General features: G+C 37.1%; 16 protein-coding genes. 10 read left to right on the top strand and 6 right to left on the bottom strand.

The annotated features are described in order from the left end of the window. Positions 1 to 201: 201 nt before the first annotated feature. Positions 202 to 819, top strand: coding sequence for an outer membrane beta-barrel protein (locus VL047_RS03235; RefSeq protein ID WP_325358460.1), 618 nt, complete (start codon positions 202 to 204; stop codon positions 817 to 819). Between the two features lie 193 nt (positions 820 to 1012). On the opposite strand, the gene VL047_RS03230 is transcribed toward VL047_RS03235, so the two are convergent. Continuing rightward, the gene (locus VL047_RS03230) at positions 1013 to 1732 is read right to left on the bottom strand and encodes a hypothetical protein (RefSeq protein ID WP_325358458.1); all 720 of its coding nucleotides are present in this window, start codon (positions 1730 to 1732) and stop codon (positions 1013 to 1015) included. Positions 1733 to 1756: 24 nt separating this feature from the next. After that, entirely contained in the window at positions 1757 to 2440 is a 684-nt protein-coding gene (locus tag VL047_RS03225) for a hypothetical protein (protein ID WP_325358456.1), read from the bottom strand. Positions 2441 to 2670: 230 nt separating this feature from the next. Between VL047_RS03225 and VL047_RS03220 the strand changes: the two genes are divergently transcribed. Beyond that, positions 2671 to 3039: a DUF488 domain-containing protein gene (locus VL047_RS03220; protein WP_325358454.1), complete on the top strand. Its 369-nt coding sequence runs from the start codon at positions 2671 to 2673 to the stop codon at positions 3037 to 3039. Positions 3040 to 3049: 10 nt separating this feature from the next. Here the strand turns inward: VL047_RS03220 and pgl are convergent, their stop codons facing one another. From pgl to VL047_RS03200, 4 genes are all read right to left on the bottom strand, one after another. Continuing rightward, positions 3050 to 3787: a 6-phosphogluconolactonase gene (gene pgl / locus VL047_RS03215; protein ID WP_325358452.1), complete on the bottom strand. Its 738-nt coding sequence runs from the start codon at positions 3785 to 3787 to the stop codon at positions 3050 to 3052. A 248-nt stretch (positions 3788 to 4035) separates the two neighbouring features. Continuing rightward, positions 4036 to 5550 carry a glucose-6-phosphate dehydrogenase gene (zwf, locus tag VL047_RS03210; protein WP_325358450.1) on the bottom strand — a complete coding sequence of 505 codons (1515 nt, stop codon included), beginning with the start codon at positions 5548 to 5550 and terminating at the stop codon, positions 4036 to 4038. A 24-nt stretch (positions 5551 to 5574) separates the two neighbouring features. Further along, positions 5575 to 7008: an NADP-dependent phosphogluconate dehydrogenase gene (gndA, locus tag VL047_RS03205; protein WP_325358448.1), complete on the bottom strand. Its 1434-nt coding sequence runs from the start codon at positions 7006 to 7008 to the stop codon at positions 5575 to 5577. 14 nt (positions 7009 to 7022) lie between these two features. Then, positions 7023 to 7634, bottom strand: a complete 612-nt coding sequence (locus VL047_RS03200) for an HAD-IA family hydrolase (RefSeq protein ID WP_325358446.1) — start codon at positions 7632 to 7634, stop codon at positions 7023 to 7025. A 105-nt stretch (positions 7635 to 7739) separates the two neighbouring features. Here VL047_RS03200 and VL047_RS03195 point away from each other — a divergent pair, with 105 nt between their 5' ends. From VL047_RS03195 to VL047_RS03165, 8 genes are all read left to right on the top strand, one after another. After that, a complete protein-coding gene (locus VL047_RS03195) occupies positions 7740 to 7934 on the top strand; it encodes a hypothetical protein (RefSeq protein ID WP_325358444.1) in 195 nt (64 codons plus the stop codon). 42 nt (positions 7935 to 7976) lie between these two features. Then, the gene (tkt, locus tag VL047_RS03190; protein WP_325358442.1) at positions 7977 to 9983 is read left to right on the top strand and encodes a transketolase; all 2007 of its coding nucleotides are present in this window, start codon (positions 7977 to 7979) and stop codon (positions 9981 to 9983) included. Then, entirely contained in the window at positions 9980 to 10435 is a 456-nt protein-coding gene (gene rpiB, locus VL047_RS03185; protein ID WP_325358440.1) for a ribose 5-phosphate isomerase B, read from the top strand. Before tkt ends, rpiB begins: the two co-directional genes overlap by 4 nt. Before the next feature lie 33 nt (positions 10436 to 10468). Further along, positions 10469 to 10624 (top strand): transaldolase family protein, encoded by a 156-nt coding sequence (locus VL047_RS13550; protein ID WP_414635302.1) that lies wholly within the window; start codon positions 10469 to 10471, stop codon positions 10622 to 10624. Between the two features lie 200 nt (positions 10625 to 10824). Then, entirely contained in the window at positions 10825 to 11619 is a 795-nt protein-coding gene (locus VL047_RS03180; protein WP_325358438.1) for an HAD-IIB family hydrolase, read from the top strand. 141 nt (positions 11620 to 11760) lie between these two features. Next, positions 11761 to 12255: a thiol peroxidase gene (tpx, locus tag VL047_RS03175; RefSeq protein WP_325358436.1), complete on the top strand. Its 495-nt coding sequence runs from the start codon at positions 11761 to 11763 to the stop codon at positions 12253 to 12255. A gap of 11 nt (positions 12256 to 12266) precedes the next feature. Further along, complete coding sequence (gene idi / locus VL047_RS03170) at positions 12267 to 12785, top strand: isopentenyl-diphosphate Delta-isomerase (protein ID WP_325358434.1); 519 nt, start codon at positions 12267 to 12269, stop codon at positions 12783 to 12785. Between the two features lie 121 nt (positions 12786 to 12906). Then, entirely contained in the window at positions 12907 to 14073 is a 1167-nt protein-coding gene (locus VL047_RS03165) for an efflux RND transporter periplasmic adaptor subunit (protein ID WP_325358433.1), read from the top strand. Positions 14074 to 14095: the final 22 nt, after the last annotated feature.

Raw genomic sequence — 14095 nt, 5'->3', positions numbered from 1 at the left:
TAAGAAAGTTAGGCCTATTCTTTTTAAATAGCGAATTGTCATTTAATTCTCAACTTATGGCAATCGGACATATTGACCAATCTAACCGATAATCCACCCTTGTATACCCTCCCATTTAGCAGGATATTTGTTCAAACAAAAAGGCAAAATGTATTGCCGAAATAATTACAATTTTAAAAACATATTTAACAACAACACAAAATGAAAAAGATTTTCTTATCAATTGCACTATTAGGAGGTATTGTTTTTACATCTCAAGCACAAACAGACAAAGGTCAGTTTATTGTAGGTGGAAATGTTCATTACAGCACTTCTAAATCAGATGCAGATAACGCAAAAGCATCACACAGTTTCTCAATTGTTCCTAATGTTGGTTATTTCGTTGATAACAACATAGCAGTGGGTACCGGCATAGGATATCAATCAGCAAAATCATCAACTCCAGGAAATTTCGGCAAAAGTGAAGCTTTCGTAATTTCACCTTTCGGTCGTTACTACATTCCTGTTGCTGATAAATTTCAGTTCTTCGGACAACTTTCTGTGCCAATGGCATTTGGAACTACAAAATCGACTGATGCAGACTTAGAAGTTGGTGACAAAACAGGATCATCTACTTCTATCGGAGTAGCTCTATCTCCTGGATTTGCATACTACCCAAGCAAGAAAATAGGAATTGAATTTACATTAAACGGTGCATCTTACAACCACTATACTTTGGAAAACGCAGATGGGGATAAAATTAAAGGAGAAGGCTCAGAAGCATTCTCAATCGGAACCGACTTCTTTTCTCCTAGCATCGGAATCCAATTCCATTTCTAAGAGAAACAACTTTAAAAAATAATTTTTAAAGTATTGATTCTGTGGCCAAAGCCAAACAATTCATTATACTTATATGCGATGAGCCCGATAATATCGGGCTCATTCCTTTTAGATTGAGTTCAAAGGGACGTAATTTTCATGCAATCTTTAAAGGGTATTGATTTCACATAAATTTTTGCGATCATATTTTATATTAAAAAACTTGGAAACCTAACTTTGCCTGAAAAATCCCCATAGGCATCTTTCCTTGATAATCTATATCTTCGCCATTATAATACCAACTATTGGTTTTCACTTTTCCTGATTCATAGCTTAACGTAAGGCTGCCTTTGCTATATCGCAAATTTATGCCAATATCACTTCTGATTGCAAAAGCACTGGACGATTCATTAAAAAGAGATATACTTTCATATCCGTCTTCTTCTCCTTTTGTATAGAGAATATCAGAAGAAGAAGCTATAAAAGTAGGTGCTGCTTTAACAAAGAAATCAGCATACAAATTTTCTGCAACGTTAAAAGATACCACCGGACCAAGTTTCGCAGAAAAGGTAAGGAGGTTATAATTGTCATCCCCCACCTCTACAGGCCACGCGATAGGGAGATAATTAAAGGAAAAAAAAGTAGCATCCAAGCCAACCTTAAACAACTCCTGAATTGGATCTTCATGCAGGAAATAGTACTTTCCAAACTCAATGTTGAAACCTGTTTCAGCCGACATACCTCCATTTTGATCGATATTCTCATAAAGTGGAATTGTAGGATCAAAGGCATTTTTAAAATGACCTTGGGGAAGACTTACACCTAGCCTTATGTAAAATTTACCAAAATCAGATTCATTAAATTGCTGACCATAGGCAAAAACACTAAGGCACGACAAAACGGCTACAATACTAACCTTATAAAAAGCTTTCATAATTCGTTAAAGACAATAATAGAATTAGTTTACGTTCAAGCGTGTTTGTAAATCAGGAATTACATTTTCAAAGGTCCGCAATACACGATCCCATTTACGAAATGATTCATCCGAGTTTACACCTACACCAGGAGGCGCAATTTCTGAAACCAGTTTAGCTTTATATTCTAATGGGTTTGTATTGCTTGTTTTTACGATTAGCCGTGTTCGAACAACACCTGAATTGAACGTTTTAGCCGACCATGCAGTAGCCATATATCCTGTTGATTTATCAGTAATTGCAATCACATCAAAAGTAGATGTCACTAAGCGACTTAATAATACCCAAGAGTCATCTTGATTTCTGGCCGGACGAATGTCAATATCCTGATTAGCCAAATTTGTAACAAAAGAATTTTCATAAGCTTCATCTTTTATTAGAGTAATAAAATCAGACTTCGGAATGATATTGATTCCATTGTTCTCATACTTACGAGTTTCTGTTACAAAACCAACTTTCTCTACTTTTACACTGATATTAGAGTATTTTGGAATTTTAATTTTTACAGGTGATGTTACCTGGTTACCATCCACAAAAAGATTGGCGCCACTCTCTGTACTAATCGTCATTACTCTATTCTTTGCCTTTTGGGCAAAAGCCGGCTGAGCTAATAAAGACAGGAACAAGATGCCTGCAAACATGCTCAATAGTAAATGTTTTGATTTCATATCTTCTATTTTATTTGAGAAATTAATGCTCGAGTGTCGATTTATATAACCTCCAGCAGTTTATATTATGCAAAACTATCACCCCAAGCAGAGTGCTACAATACCTAATATTAGGTATTTTCACATTAGAGAAAACCTCTCTTTCGAGTCGGGTATTTCTTTATAGGAGAATAAAGCAGGTCTGTAAACAAAATATTTATTAACTTGTTACTTAAGAAATATCAAATGGAATGACCGTTAAAATCAAAAGGGTCTACGAGAAACCTGACAAAGAAGATGGTGTACGTATATTGGTAGACCGACTATGGCCCAGGGGGTTAACAAAGGAAAAAGTAGGTGCTGACTTATGGCTAAAAGACATAGCGCCAAGCACCCATCTTCGTAAATGGTTTGGACATGATCCCGATAAATGGGACGAATTTAAAAAACGTTACTTTTCTGAACTTCAAAAAAACAAGGAACAAGTGTCGCAATTGATAGAGCAAATTAAAAAACATCCTGTTACTCTTCTTTATGGTGCAAAAGATGAAAAACACAATGACGCTCTCGTTCTTAAAAGCTACTTGAAAGATCTTTACGTCTCTAACAAACGCGAATAAAAACTTATTCCTAACCCTCGATAGTAATTTTACTCGCAGAGTCTTTATCTAAAAACCAGGAGGTTTGATTATCTTCGCGAATAAGTTGAGCAGGATATTTTTCCGTATCTCGAACTTCACCAAAAATAGTTTTAACAGCTGCTGCTTTACCCTCTCCGTATACTAAAAAGACAATGCGCTTTGCCTGATTAATTAAAGCTGCTGTTAAAGTAATTCGATCAGTATTTAGTTTCTCTACAAAAACTGACTTAACAGAGGCTTCCTTCTCCTTCAAAACTGTCGTATATGGAAATAAAGAAGCGGTATGCGAATCATCACCCAAGCCTAATAATACTAAATCGAACTGAATAGGCTTTTTTAAAAATTGCTCTTCAATAGTTTTCATATAAGCTTCAGCGGCTTTCGCAGGCTCTAAAGAAGTATCAATTGCAAATATATTAGCTTCAGGAATCAGAAGTGGTTCAAACATAGCTTTTCTTGCCATCAAAGCATTATTTTGAGAGTCGTTTGCTGGCACATTGCGCTCATCTCCAAAAAAGAAATTTACTTTACTCCAATCCAGTTTATTTTGATAGGCTGGAGATGCTAATAATTCGTATAGCTTCTTAGGAGAACTCCCTCCTGATAACACTACATTAAATTTGCCATTATCTTCAATTGCCTCATTACCAATCTCTACAAATGAGTCAGCTAACGATAAAAGAAGATTATCTACAGTTTCAAAAACTTTAAAATTCGGTTTATTCATGATATATTTTTTACGACTTAAATAACCATCTAAGATATTAAATAAGACTTACATTAATTACTATAAATAGCCAAACTCTAACAATTAATCTTAGTTAAAGAATTAAAGATACTTTATTTTAATCAAAAAGGAATCAATGAAGAGCCTGATAATGTCAATTAATTCAGGTGAAAAGATGAATAAGCAAGATATAAAAAGGGTGGAGATTAAAACCTCCACCCTTTTTATTATAATGAATTTACAGATGATTATTCGTTATCAAAAGGAAGCGTAAACCAATGGAAACCATCTTGTGCAATTAATGCCTCAGCAAGCTCTGGTCCCCAAGAACCAGACTGATAATTCGGGAAGCTTAAACTCTTACGATTAGACCAAGCATTTAGGATTGGCATCAACAATTCCCACGCAGCTTCAACTTGATCGCCACGCATAAATAAAGTTTGATCCCCCTCCATAATATCAGTCAATAAAGTTTCGTATGCTTCTGGCTCTCCATGTTTATAAGTTCCTTTATAATTGAAAAGCATATCAACCGTATTAAGAACCATATCCAACCCTGGTCTCTTAACCTGTAGCTGCAAACGAATACTCATTTCAGGTTGAATACTGATAACCAATCGGTTTTGTTGCCAATTATCGGTTACTTCCGAAGGGAAAACACAATGAGGAACATCCTTAAATTGAATAATAATTGTAGATGTATTCTGATGCATTCTTTTTCCGGAACGTACATAGAATGGTACACCTTGCCAACGCCAGTTGTCTACAAAAAACTTAACGGCCGCAAAGGTTTCTGTATTAGACTGAGGGTCAACACCCTGCTCCTTACGATAGCCTTCTACTTCTTCTCCTTCAATCCACCCCTTTGCGTATTGCCCTCTTACAACATACTTTTGAACATCATCGGGTTCAAACTTTCTCATAGAATGTAATACGTCAACCTTTCTGTTACGTATTTCATCAGCACCAAAGTTGATAGGCGTTTCCATCGCTACCAAACAAAGCAATTGCAACAGGTGATTTTGAATCATATCTCTCATCGCGCCAGCTCCCTCATAATAGCCTCCGCGATTCTCCACTCCTAATTGCTCGGTAACAGAGATTTGCACGTGCTCTATGTAATTGCGATTCCAGATAGGCTCCAGGATCGAATTCGCAAAGCGGAAAGCCATGATATTCTGTACAGGTTCTTTTCCTAAGTAATGGTCGATACGATAAATTTGTTCTTCCTGGAATAAAGTCGACAATAATACGTTTAAAGATTTGGCTGATTCAAGATCATGACCGAATGGTTTTTCTATAACCACCCTACTGGTTTTAGGATCTGTTGCTAAATTGTTTTCAGCAAGTTTAGAAGCGATAATCGGGAAAAAGCGCGGCGCTACAGCCAGGTAATAAATTACCCGAGCTTTACTTTTATGCTTTGATTCAAATGCTTCAATAAAATCAGCAAATGATTTATAACTTGCATTGTCCTGTACATCAGAACTCTGATACGAAATGTGTTGTGCAAAGTCTTTCCAGATAGCTTTATCAGCTTTTCCATTTCTAGAAAACTGATTAACTCCTTCAAGCATTTTACCCTGAAACTCTTCATTCGTCATTTTGGCTCTTGCATTTCCAATGATTGCAAAATTATGCGGCATGAATTTATCCAAATACAGGTTGTAAAGTGCTGGTGCGAGTTTTCGCCAGGACAAATCTCCTGTTGCACCGAAAATAATGAAAATAGTAGGTTGTTCGTGAACAATTTTTGAAGCCATGAGCTATTATTAATATTTAACGATTTATAATTTTTCTTCCCAATTAGTGTGATAACTTCCTTCGCTTCCTATAAGTTCATAGGTATGTGCGCCGAAGAAGTCGCGTTGTGCTTGTATAAGGTTATCCGGCATTGATTCACTCCTTAGTGTATCAAAGTAGCCTAAGGCAGCAGCATAAGCTGGTACCGCGATTCCCTGTTGTATTGTTTTTGATATTATCGAACGAGCATCCGATAAGCTTTCTTGAATAAGAGATTCTACTTTAGCATCAAGCAATAAATGTGGTAAATCCGAATGTTCTTGAAAAGCATCATAAATGGTATCTAAGAAATGAGCACGGATAATACATCCTCCCCGCCAGATTTTAGCAATCTTAGCCAAGTCCAGTCCATAGCCATATTCCTCAGATGCTTGCATTAACAAATGCATACCTTGTGCGTAAGTAATAATCATACTGAAATAGAAAGCTTCTTTGAGATTGGCAATAAAAGCCTGCTGGTCTTCAGATTGCAATCCGTTTAGTTCTTTCTTTGAATAGACAGCAGCAGCACGTACTCTCAAATCTTTAAATCTAGACAAATCACGCATAGCAACCGCAGTATCAATTACGGTGATAGGTAATGTCAAGTCCATGGATATTTGCGAAGTCCATTTACCGGTCCCCTTTGCTTTTGCCTGATCTTTGATTAAATCAACCAGCAACCTACCCGTTTTTTTGTCTTTAAAGGCAAAAATATCACTTGTAATTTCTAATAGATAGGATTGTAATTTACCTTCATTCCATTCTTTGAAAGTTCGCTGAATTGTTTCATTATCTAACTTCAATCCTTTCTTAAACACTTCGTAGGTTTCAGCAATTAATTGCATAATTCCATATTCAATGCCATTATGCACCATTTTTACAAAATGGCCTGATGCACCAGGACCGATATAGGTTACGCAAGGCTCACCATCAACTTTGGCAGATATTGCTTCCAGTATTGGCTTTACTACCTCATAAGCAGCTTTATCCCCTCCCGGCATCATGCTTGGACCGCGACGGGCGCCTTCCTCACCACCTGAGATCCCCATTCCAAAGAAATGCAAACCTTGACGTTCTAAATCTTCTACCCGGCGATTGGTATCTGTAAAATGAGAGTTCCCGCCATCGATGATAATATCCCCTTGATCAATTAAGGGCAATAGGTCTTCAATAACACTGTCAACTATCTTTCCCGCAGGTACTAGTAGCATAATCGTTCTCGGACTTTTCAGGCTTCCAACAAAGTCGACGATAGTTGAAAATCCTTTAACATTATTTCCATCCGCTTCTTCCTCTAATTGAGCCACCTTTTGTGGATCCAGATCAAAACCTGATACTGCAAATCCATGATCAGCCATATTGAGCAATAAGTTTCGACCCATCGTACCCAGACCAATCATTCCTAAGACATAGTCTTTACTATTCGAATTACTCATTATTCATTGTGTAATTATATTGTAAAATTATCGAAAATCATCCTAGTTGATTCAAAATCTTGGTGATGAAAGCTATGAATACCATGCTTTGCAGCAGCATTAACTAACATGATGCGATCGTCAAAATACACACATTCATGTGGCTGCAATTGCACAATACCCCGCGCCAATTTATATAATTCCGGATCCGGTTTTCGCATGCCTACTTCGCAAGAAGAAATAAATCCATCAAAGCAGCGATGCAATCCAAATTTATGTATTCGATAATCGTTCAATTCTTTTCCTTCGTTATTCAGTGAAAAAACAGGTATCTTATGTTTTTCTTTCCATTCAATTATCCACTGTAACATATTGGGTAACAGAACAGACTGAGAGAACATAAACTCCTTTATCTCTTCTTTGGCAAATGATCTTGGATGATTAAAAACAGTAGTTTCTATATATTCATCCAGAGTAATTTTGCCAATTTCATACAAATTAAACACAAATTGATGTAATACCTCAAATTCTTCGTAATTAAGATGAAATTTTTCACAAACTGCTTTTCTGGACTCATGTCCCCAAGCATTATTTAAAAGGACACCGCCAACGTCAAGAAAAATTACTTTGGGGGATAACATGTTCATGATATTCTAAGCATTTACAAACAAAGTAAATTATAAATTGTTTATAAAAAGAAAATGTCCTGAATTAAAATCGGAGATTGGGACTCCCCGCTTTAATTATCCTCAATGAAATTGAAAGAGCTAATCGAAATAGCTATGACCCTGGTTGCTAAAGATGGAGGTATTCTGGCAATGGATGAAAGCATTTCATTGCTCCAACGGGCATCCAATAATAGCATGGCAAATCGAGGTGAATATTACGATAGACTGGAGCAATTGTTTGAAGCAAGTCATTATTCTAAGAATAAAAACAATAGTTAATTACACTTGTAATTTTACAATAACGAATCTTAATTAAATCTCATGAATATAAACGAAAAATGCGTTGATACGATACGATGCTTAGCAATGGATGCAGTACAAAAAGCTAATTCCGGACATCCGGGAACACCCATGGCCTTGGCTCCTGCTGCATTTGCATTATGGATGAACCATCTTCGATTCAACCCTAAAAATCCAAAATGGTTAAATAGAGACCGTTTTATTCTTTCAAATGGCCATGCATCTATGCTTCAATATGCGATGTTACACCTATGTGGTTATGATATTTCGCTTGACGATTTAAAGAATTTCAGACAATGGGGTAGTAATACTCCCGGACATCCGGAATTTGGACTAACTCCGGGGATAGAAACTACTACAGGACCTTTAGGGCAGGGAATTATGACCGCTGTTGGGATGGCAATGGCTGAGGCACATCTTGCAGCAATCTATAATAAAGAAGAAAAGATCATTGATCATTATACCTATGTGTTTTGTAGCGACGGTGACCTCATGGAAGGAGCTTCGCATGAAGCAGCTTCTGTTGCCGGTCATTTAGGATTAGGAAAACTCATTTGCCTTTATGACAATAACCACATTACTATTGAAGGAAATACTTCACTCAGCTATTCGGATGATGTAGCCAAACGTTTTGAAAGCTATCATTGGGATGTTCAGGAATTAACTGATGGGGGAAATAATATCGATCAAATATCCAGTGCTTACGAACATGCAAAAACAGTAAAAGATAAGCCCTCCATTATTATTTTAAAAACACATATTGGTTATGGATCACCCAATAAACAAGATACGCCAGAAGCACATGGATCACCATTAGGGGAAGAGGAAATAAAGTTGACTAAAAAATTCTACGGATGGCCTGAAGATGCAAAGTTTCTTGTTCCGGATGATGTGAAAACACATATGAACACTTTGATAGCTAAAGGAAACGAATTGGAAGAAGAATGGAAAACCTTATGTGATAGCTACCAATCAAAATATCCCGAGCTATATCAACAATTAGAAAACAGCCTAGAGCAAAAACTATCACCAGATTGGGATAAGAACTTGCCGGTTTATTTACCAAAAGACGGTCCGAAAGCAACGCGAGAAATTAATTCCAGTTTCATTAATGCAATCGCAGATAACGTTCCTTGGTTAATTGGAGGTAGTGCAGATCTGGAGCCCTCGACCTTAACAATGATTAAAAGTTCAGGTTACTTTGAGAAAGGGAAATATGCAAACCGAAACATAGCTTGGGGAATCAGGGAGCATGTAATGTGTGCTGCAAGCTCCGGATTAGCGCTTCATGGAGGCCTTCGACCTTATGCATCAACGTTCTTCATTTTTACCGATTATGCCCGACCCGCCATTCGTTTGGCCTCTATCATGAAATTACCGGTCATTTATGTAATGACGCATGATTCTATCGGACTTGGCGAGGATGGAACAACTCACCAATCCATTGAACAATTAGCCTCTCTCAGAGCAATGCCCAATATGTGTGTAATCCGGCCAGCCGATGCAAACGAGGCGGTGATAGCATGGAAATATGCATTAGAGAAAACCGAAGGACCAACGATGCTGGTGCTGACTCGACAAAAGTTGCCCATTTTTGATAGAACTGAAGTTTCTAGCGCTAATGGATTATCAAATGGAGCTTATATTCTATCAAAAGAACAGGACAAGCAACTTGATGCTATTTTAATTGCAACAGGCTCTGAAGTCCAGCTGGTTCTGGAAGCTCAAAAAGAACTTCTCAACCAGGGCATTAATACGCGTGTTGTTAGCATGCCTAGCTGGGAGGTTTTCAGAAAGCAACCAGAAGCCTATCGAAATTCCGTACTCAACCCCGATTGCAAATCACGTCTTGCAGTAGAGGCTGGCTCTCCACAAGGTTGGGAAGAATGGGTTGGTGAAGAGGGTGCTGTAATTGGCATCTCTATTTTTGGAGAAAGTGCTCCTGCTAAAGACCTATTTAAGCATTATGGATTTACAGTTGAGCATGTTGTTAGTAAAGTAAAAGAATTATACAATAAGAAATCATGAAGGTTGTTTTAAGTTCTGATCATGCCGGATTTGAATACAAATCTATTTTAGCCGGCTTGCTAAAGGAAGAAGGTTACTCCATACACGATTTAGGTGCCTATTCTGAAATAGCTGACGACGACTACCCCGATTATGCAGCAAAGGTCGCAGAATCGCTGCAAAATAAAGAAGCCGAGCGAGGGATCCTGATCTGTGGCAGTGCGGTTGGAGTAAGCGTAACTGCTAATAAATTTAAAGGCATCAGGGCCGCTGTTTGTCACGATACATATTCCGCACATCAATCGGTAGAGCATGATGATGCTAATGTTCTATGCATTGGCCAACGGGTAGTTGGTATCGACTTAGCCAAAGATATTATACGTGCCTTTTTAAACGCCCGATTCACCGATGAACCTCGTCATAAAAGAAGATTAGCTAAAATAACCACCATAGAAGATGTAAATATGAAATGAAAAACACAATTAGTTTCAAAACGCTTGTGATAATTGTTGTCGGTATTTGATTCATCCGAAGGCACGGATGGTTTTGTCAGGTTAGAGGTCTCTCCATATCTTGCCAGAGATACTGAAGGCTCTATGATTGAAGCCAAAAGACTATACAAAGCTGTTAACAGAGCAAACAATTTGAAAACGATTGTTTAAACAGGATCCCTATCTCTGGAGAATAGATAAGAAACAAGTCAATACTATCAGTGAAAAAAACTTGATCTTCTTGAAAAGGCGGGGCATCCAATCATCCGTATCGGTCTGAATGACAAATCAGATCTGGGAGGTGAATTCTATCGTTGGGAAGTTACTATTGCAAGTGCAGAAATGGTAATTATGATAAAAGATAACAAAAAATGAAGAAGCTGATTATATTCGATCTCGACGGAACACTTGCCAAAAGTAAATTATCAATTGATGAGGAAATGGCTGTGCTTTTAAAGGGGCTTTTAAAGATCTTGAAAGTATCGGTAATTTCCGGAGGTGACTGGGCGCAATTTCAAAAACAAGTTGTTGAGAAACTGCCCAAAGATAGCAATCTCAAGAATTTAACCATCCTCCCAACATGTGGAACCAAATTCTATGGCTATGAAAACGAATGGAAAAAGCTTTATGCCGATGATCTTACAAAAGACGAGAAAGCAAAAATATTTAGCTCATTAAAACAAGCCTTAGCCCAGTCTAATTTGATTATAAAGAAAACCTGGGGAGAACAAATTGAAGATCGTGAAAGTCAAATAACCTTTTCCGCATTAGGGCAACATGCACCTTTGGAAGAAAAGACAATATGGGATCCCAACTTTGTTAAACGAGAGAAGATTAAAGAAATCTTGGATACGTTAATCCCTGAATTTTCTGTTCGATTAGGAGGTACCACTTCAATAGATATTACAAAACCAGGTATTGATAAATCCTACGGCATTAAAAAGCTTCTGGATATTCTAAAGATCGACCTTTCAGAAATGATATTTATCGGCGATGCTATATTTCCGGGTGGAAACGATTATCCGGCCAAAGAAATGGGTGTAACTTCGATACATATCGCAAACCCAACAGAAACAAAACGAGCTATTGAAGCCATCATTGCCTGCATGGACGATAGTCAACTAACGACCTTCCGAGATATAAATAAAAAATTAGGATCAAATTAATTTAAAAAGTTTACAATCATCTGATTGTAAACATAAGCTTTAAAGCCTGTATTGCATATATCTTATTGGAAAGGATTCGTAATTATTCTATATTTGGAAAACAATCTTTCAAAATATTAATTAAATTCAAAACAATATATCATGGCTACAATTACATTTAAAGGAAGTAATGTACAAACTGTTGGAAACTTACCCGCAGTTGGAAATAAAGCAAAAGATTTCACCTTAGTTGGAACTGACTTATCCGACAAAAGCCTATCAGGCTATAAAGGAAAAAATGTTATCCTTAATATTTTTCCAAGCGTGAACACAGGCGTTTGTGCAACTTCTGTTAGAAAATTCAACGAAGAGGCAGCAAGCTTAGAAAATACAGTAGTACTTTGTATTTCAAAAGATTTACCATTTGCTCAATCAGAGTTCTGTGCGGCTCAAGGAATAAAAAATGTGGAAATGCTGTCCGATTTCAGAACCAATTTTGGTGAAGAATATGGAGTTCAAATGGTAGACGGCCCTCTCAAAGGCTTATTAAGCCGTTCAGTAGTTGTAATTAATGCAGATGGAGATATCGTTTATGAAGAACAAGTTCCTGAAATTACACAAGAACCAAACTATTCAGCTGCATTAAAAGCACTTTAAATTTCAATAAAATGGATGAGTATGTAATTCTCGTTGATGAGAAAGACAATCCAATTGGAACGATGGAAAAGATCGAGGCTCATCAAAAGGGCGCTTTACATCGTGCTTTTTCCATTTTTATATTTAATGACAAGGGTGAAATGCTCCTTCAACAAAGGGCGTTTGATAAATATCATTCCGCCGGCAAATGGAGTAACACCTGTTGCAGCCATCCTCGCGACAATGAAAGTACCGAAGATGCTGCAAATAGAAGATTAATGGAAGAGATGGGTTTAAGTTGCGACTTAACCCATCGCTTCCAATTTCAATATAAAGCCTCATTTGAGAATGGGCTTATTGAACATGAAATAGATCATGTATTTTTTGGAGTCAGCGACTCTCTACCAATTATAAACCATCAAGAAGTTGCTGATTTTAAATATATCAATATAACCGATTTAGAACATGCAATCCAAAATAAACCTGAAGAGTTCACTCCCTGGTTTAAAATATGCTTGGATCGTGTGATTGAAATTATTAAGGCTAGGTAAAAATTAAGACAAGGTAAGTTGTAACACAATATTTACCTTTTGTATTTGTTTTAAACCCATTTACTACCTGTTTTATTGTACATTTGAATTCATCAGATATTAACTACAACCAATTAATTTTATGCTTAATAGGATAAAACCACTATCAGCTTTTATTATCCCTGCCTTACTATTGCTTTCTTCATGTGGTGAAAATAAAGGCACAGACAATGCAGCAGGTAATCAAGTTATGGACTTTCCTGTAATTACCATACAGCCCCAGTCAATTACATTAAATAGCAGATACCCTGCAACCATTGAAGGCGAGCAAAACATCGAGATCCGGCCAAAGGTAGATGGTTTTATTGAGAAAATATACGTTGATGAGGGTGCTACTGTAAGAAAGGGGCAGCCTCTTTTTTTAATCAACGCGCCTCAATATGAGCAAGGTGTAAGATCTGCACGTGCTACAATTCAAATCGCAGAAGCCGGTGTTAATTCTGCACAAATGGAAGTAAACAAAATACGTCCCCTTGTTGAGAAAAACATTATTAGCAGATATCAATTAGAAGGTGCTCAATTCAATCTTGAAACTCAAAAAGCTCAGTTAGCTAAGGCAAAAGCAGATTTAGTCAATGCTACAACCAATCTGGGATACACCGAAATAACCAGCCCGGTAAACGGAGTGATTGGCACATTGCCTTATAAAATCGGGAGCTTAGTAAGCAGCAATACAGCACAACCTTTAACTGTTGTTTCAAATATTACCAATATCTATGCTTATTTCTCAATTAACGAGAAAGAAGCACTTGAAATCTCCGGAAAGTTTAATGGAACTTCAACAAAAGCGAGCCTGGCAGCGATGCCTCCTGTTTCACTTATTTTAGCCAATGGCGTTCAATTTCCTTATCCAGGAAAGATTGAAACCACCAGCGGACTTATTAACACTTCAACTGGTTCCATTAGTGTTCGTGCTAATTTCCCAAATCCAGATAACACCATTAGAAGTGGCAGCAGCGGAGTTGTAACGATTCCTGTCACCTATGAATCAGCAATTGTTATACCCCAAAAATCAACTTTTGAAATACAGGGAAAGAGATTTGTCTATAATGTTCAGGATGATGGGTCAGTAGTAAGTAAACCAATCACTGTTTTAAGAAATAACGACGGACAATTTTATATTGTAACAGAAGGATTATCTGTTGGCGATAAAATTGCAATGGAAGGCTTGGCAACATTAAGAGATGGTTTGGTTATAAAACCCGTTACAGTAAACACTGACAGCTTATACCAATCAATTAACAAATAAACAAAATTCTCTTTTAAGGAAG

The sequence above is a fragment of the Albibacterium sp. genome (assembly GCF_035514885.1).
Lineage (GTDB): Bacteria > Bacteroidota > Bacteroidia > Sphingobacteriales > Sphingobacteriaceae > Albibacterium.
Note: the sequence above shows the minus strand (reverse complement) of the source record. Positions and strands in the feature narration are given on the sequence as shown.

Excerpts from the sequence above, each read along its gene's own strand:
- VL047_RS03235 (WP_325358460.1), top strand. The coding sequence starts at position 202 with ATGAAAAAGATTTTCTTATCAATTGCACTATTAGGAGGTATTGTTTTT.
- VL047_RS03230 (WP_325358458.1), bottom strand. The coding sequence starts at position 1,732 with ATGAAAGCTTTTTATAAGGTTAGTATTGTAGCCGTTTTGTCGTGCCTT.
- VL047_RS03225 (WP_325358456.1), bottom strand. The coding sequence starts at position 2,440 with ATGAAATCAAAACATTTACTATTGAGCATGTTTGCAGGCATCTTGTTC.
- VL047_RS03220 (WP_325358454.1), top strand. The coding sequence starts at position 2,671 with ATGACCGTTAAAATCAAAAGGGTCTACGAGAAACCTGACAAAGAAGAT.
- pgl (WP_325358452.1), bottom strand. The coding sequence starts at position 3,787 with ATGAATAAACCGAATTTTAAAGTTTTTGAAACTGTAGATAATCTTCTT.
- zwf (WP_325358450.1), bottom strand. The coding sequence starts at position 5,550 with ATGGCTTCAAAAATTGTTCACGAACAACCTACTATTTTCATTATTTTC.
- gndA (WP_325358448.1), bottom strand. The coding sequence starts at position 7,008 with ATGAGTAATTCGAATAGTAAAGACTATGTCTTAGGAATGATTGGTCTG.
- VL047_RS03200 (WP_325358446.1), bottom strand. The coding sequence starts at position 7,634 with ATGAACATGTTATCCCCCAAAGTAATTTTTCTTGACGTTGGCGGTGTC.
- VL047_RS03195 (WP_325358444.1), top strand. The coding sequence starts at position 7,740 with ATGAAATTGAAAGAGCTAATCGAAATAGCTATGACCCTGGTTGCTAAA.
- tkt (WP_325358442.1), top strand. The coding sequence starts at position 7,977 with ATGAATATAAACGAAAAATGCGTTGATACGATACGATGCTTAGCAATG.
- rpiB (WP_325358440.1), top strand. The coding sequence starts at position 9,980 with ATGAAGGTTGTTTTAAGTTCTGATCATGCCGGATTTGAATACAAATCT.
- VL047_RS03180 (WP_325358438.1), top strand. The coding sequence starts at position 10,825 with ATGAAGAAGCTGATTATATTCGATCTCGACGGAACACTTGCCAAAAGT.
- tpx (WP_325358436.1), top strand. The coding sequence starts at position 11,761 with ATGGCTACAATTACATTTAAAGGAAGTAATGTACAAACTGTTGGAAAC.
- idi (WP_325358434.1), top strand. The coding sequence starts at position 12,267 with ATGGATGAGTATGTAATTCTCGTTGATGAGAAAGACAATCCAATTGGA.
- VL047_RS03165 (WP_325358433.1), top strand. The coding sequence starts at position 12,907 with ATGCTTAATAGGATAAAACCACTATCAGCTTTTATTATCCCTGCCTTA.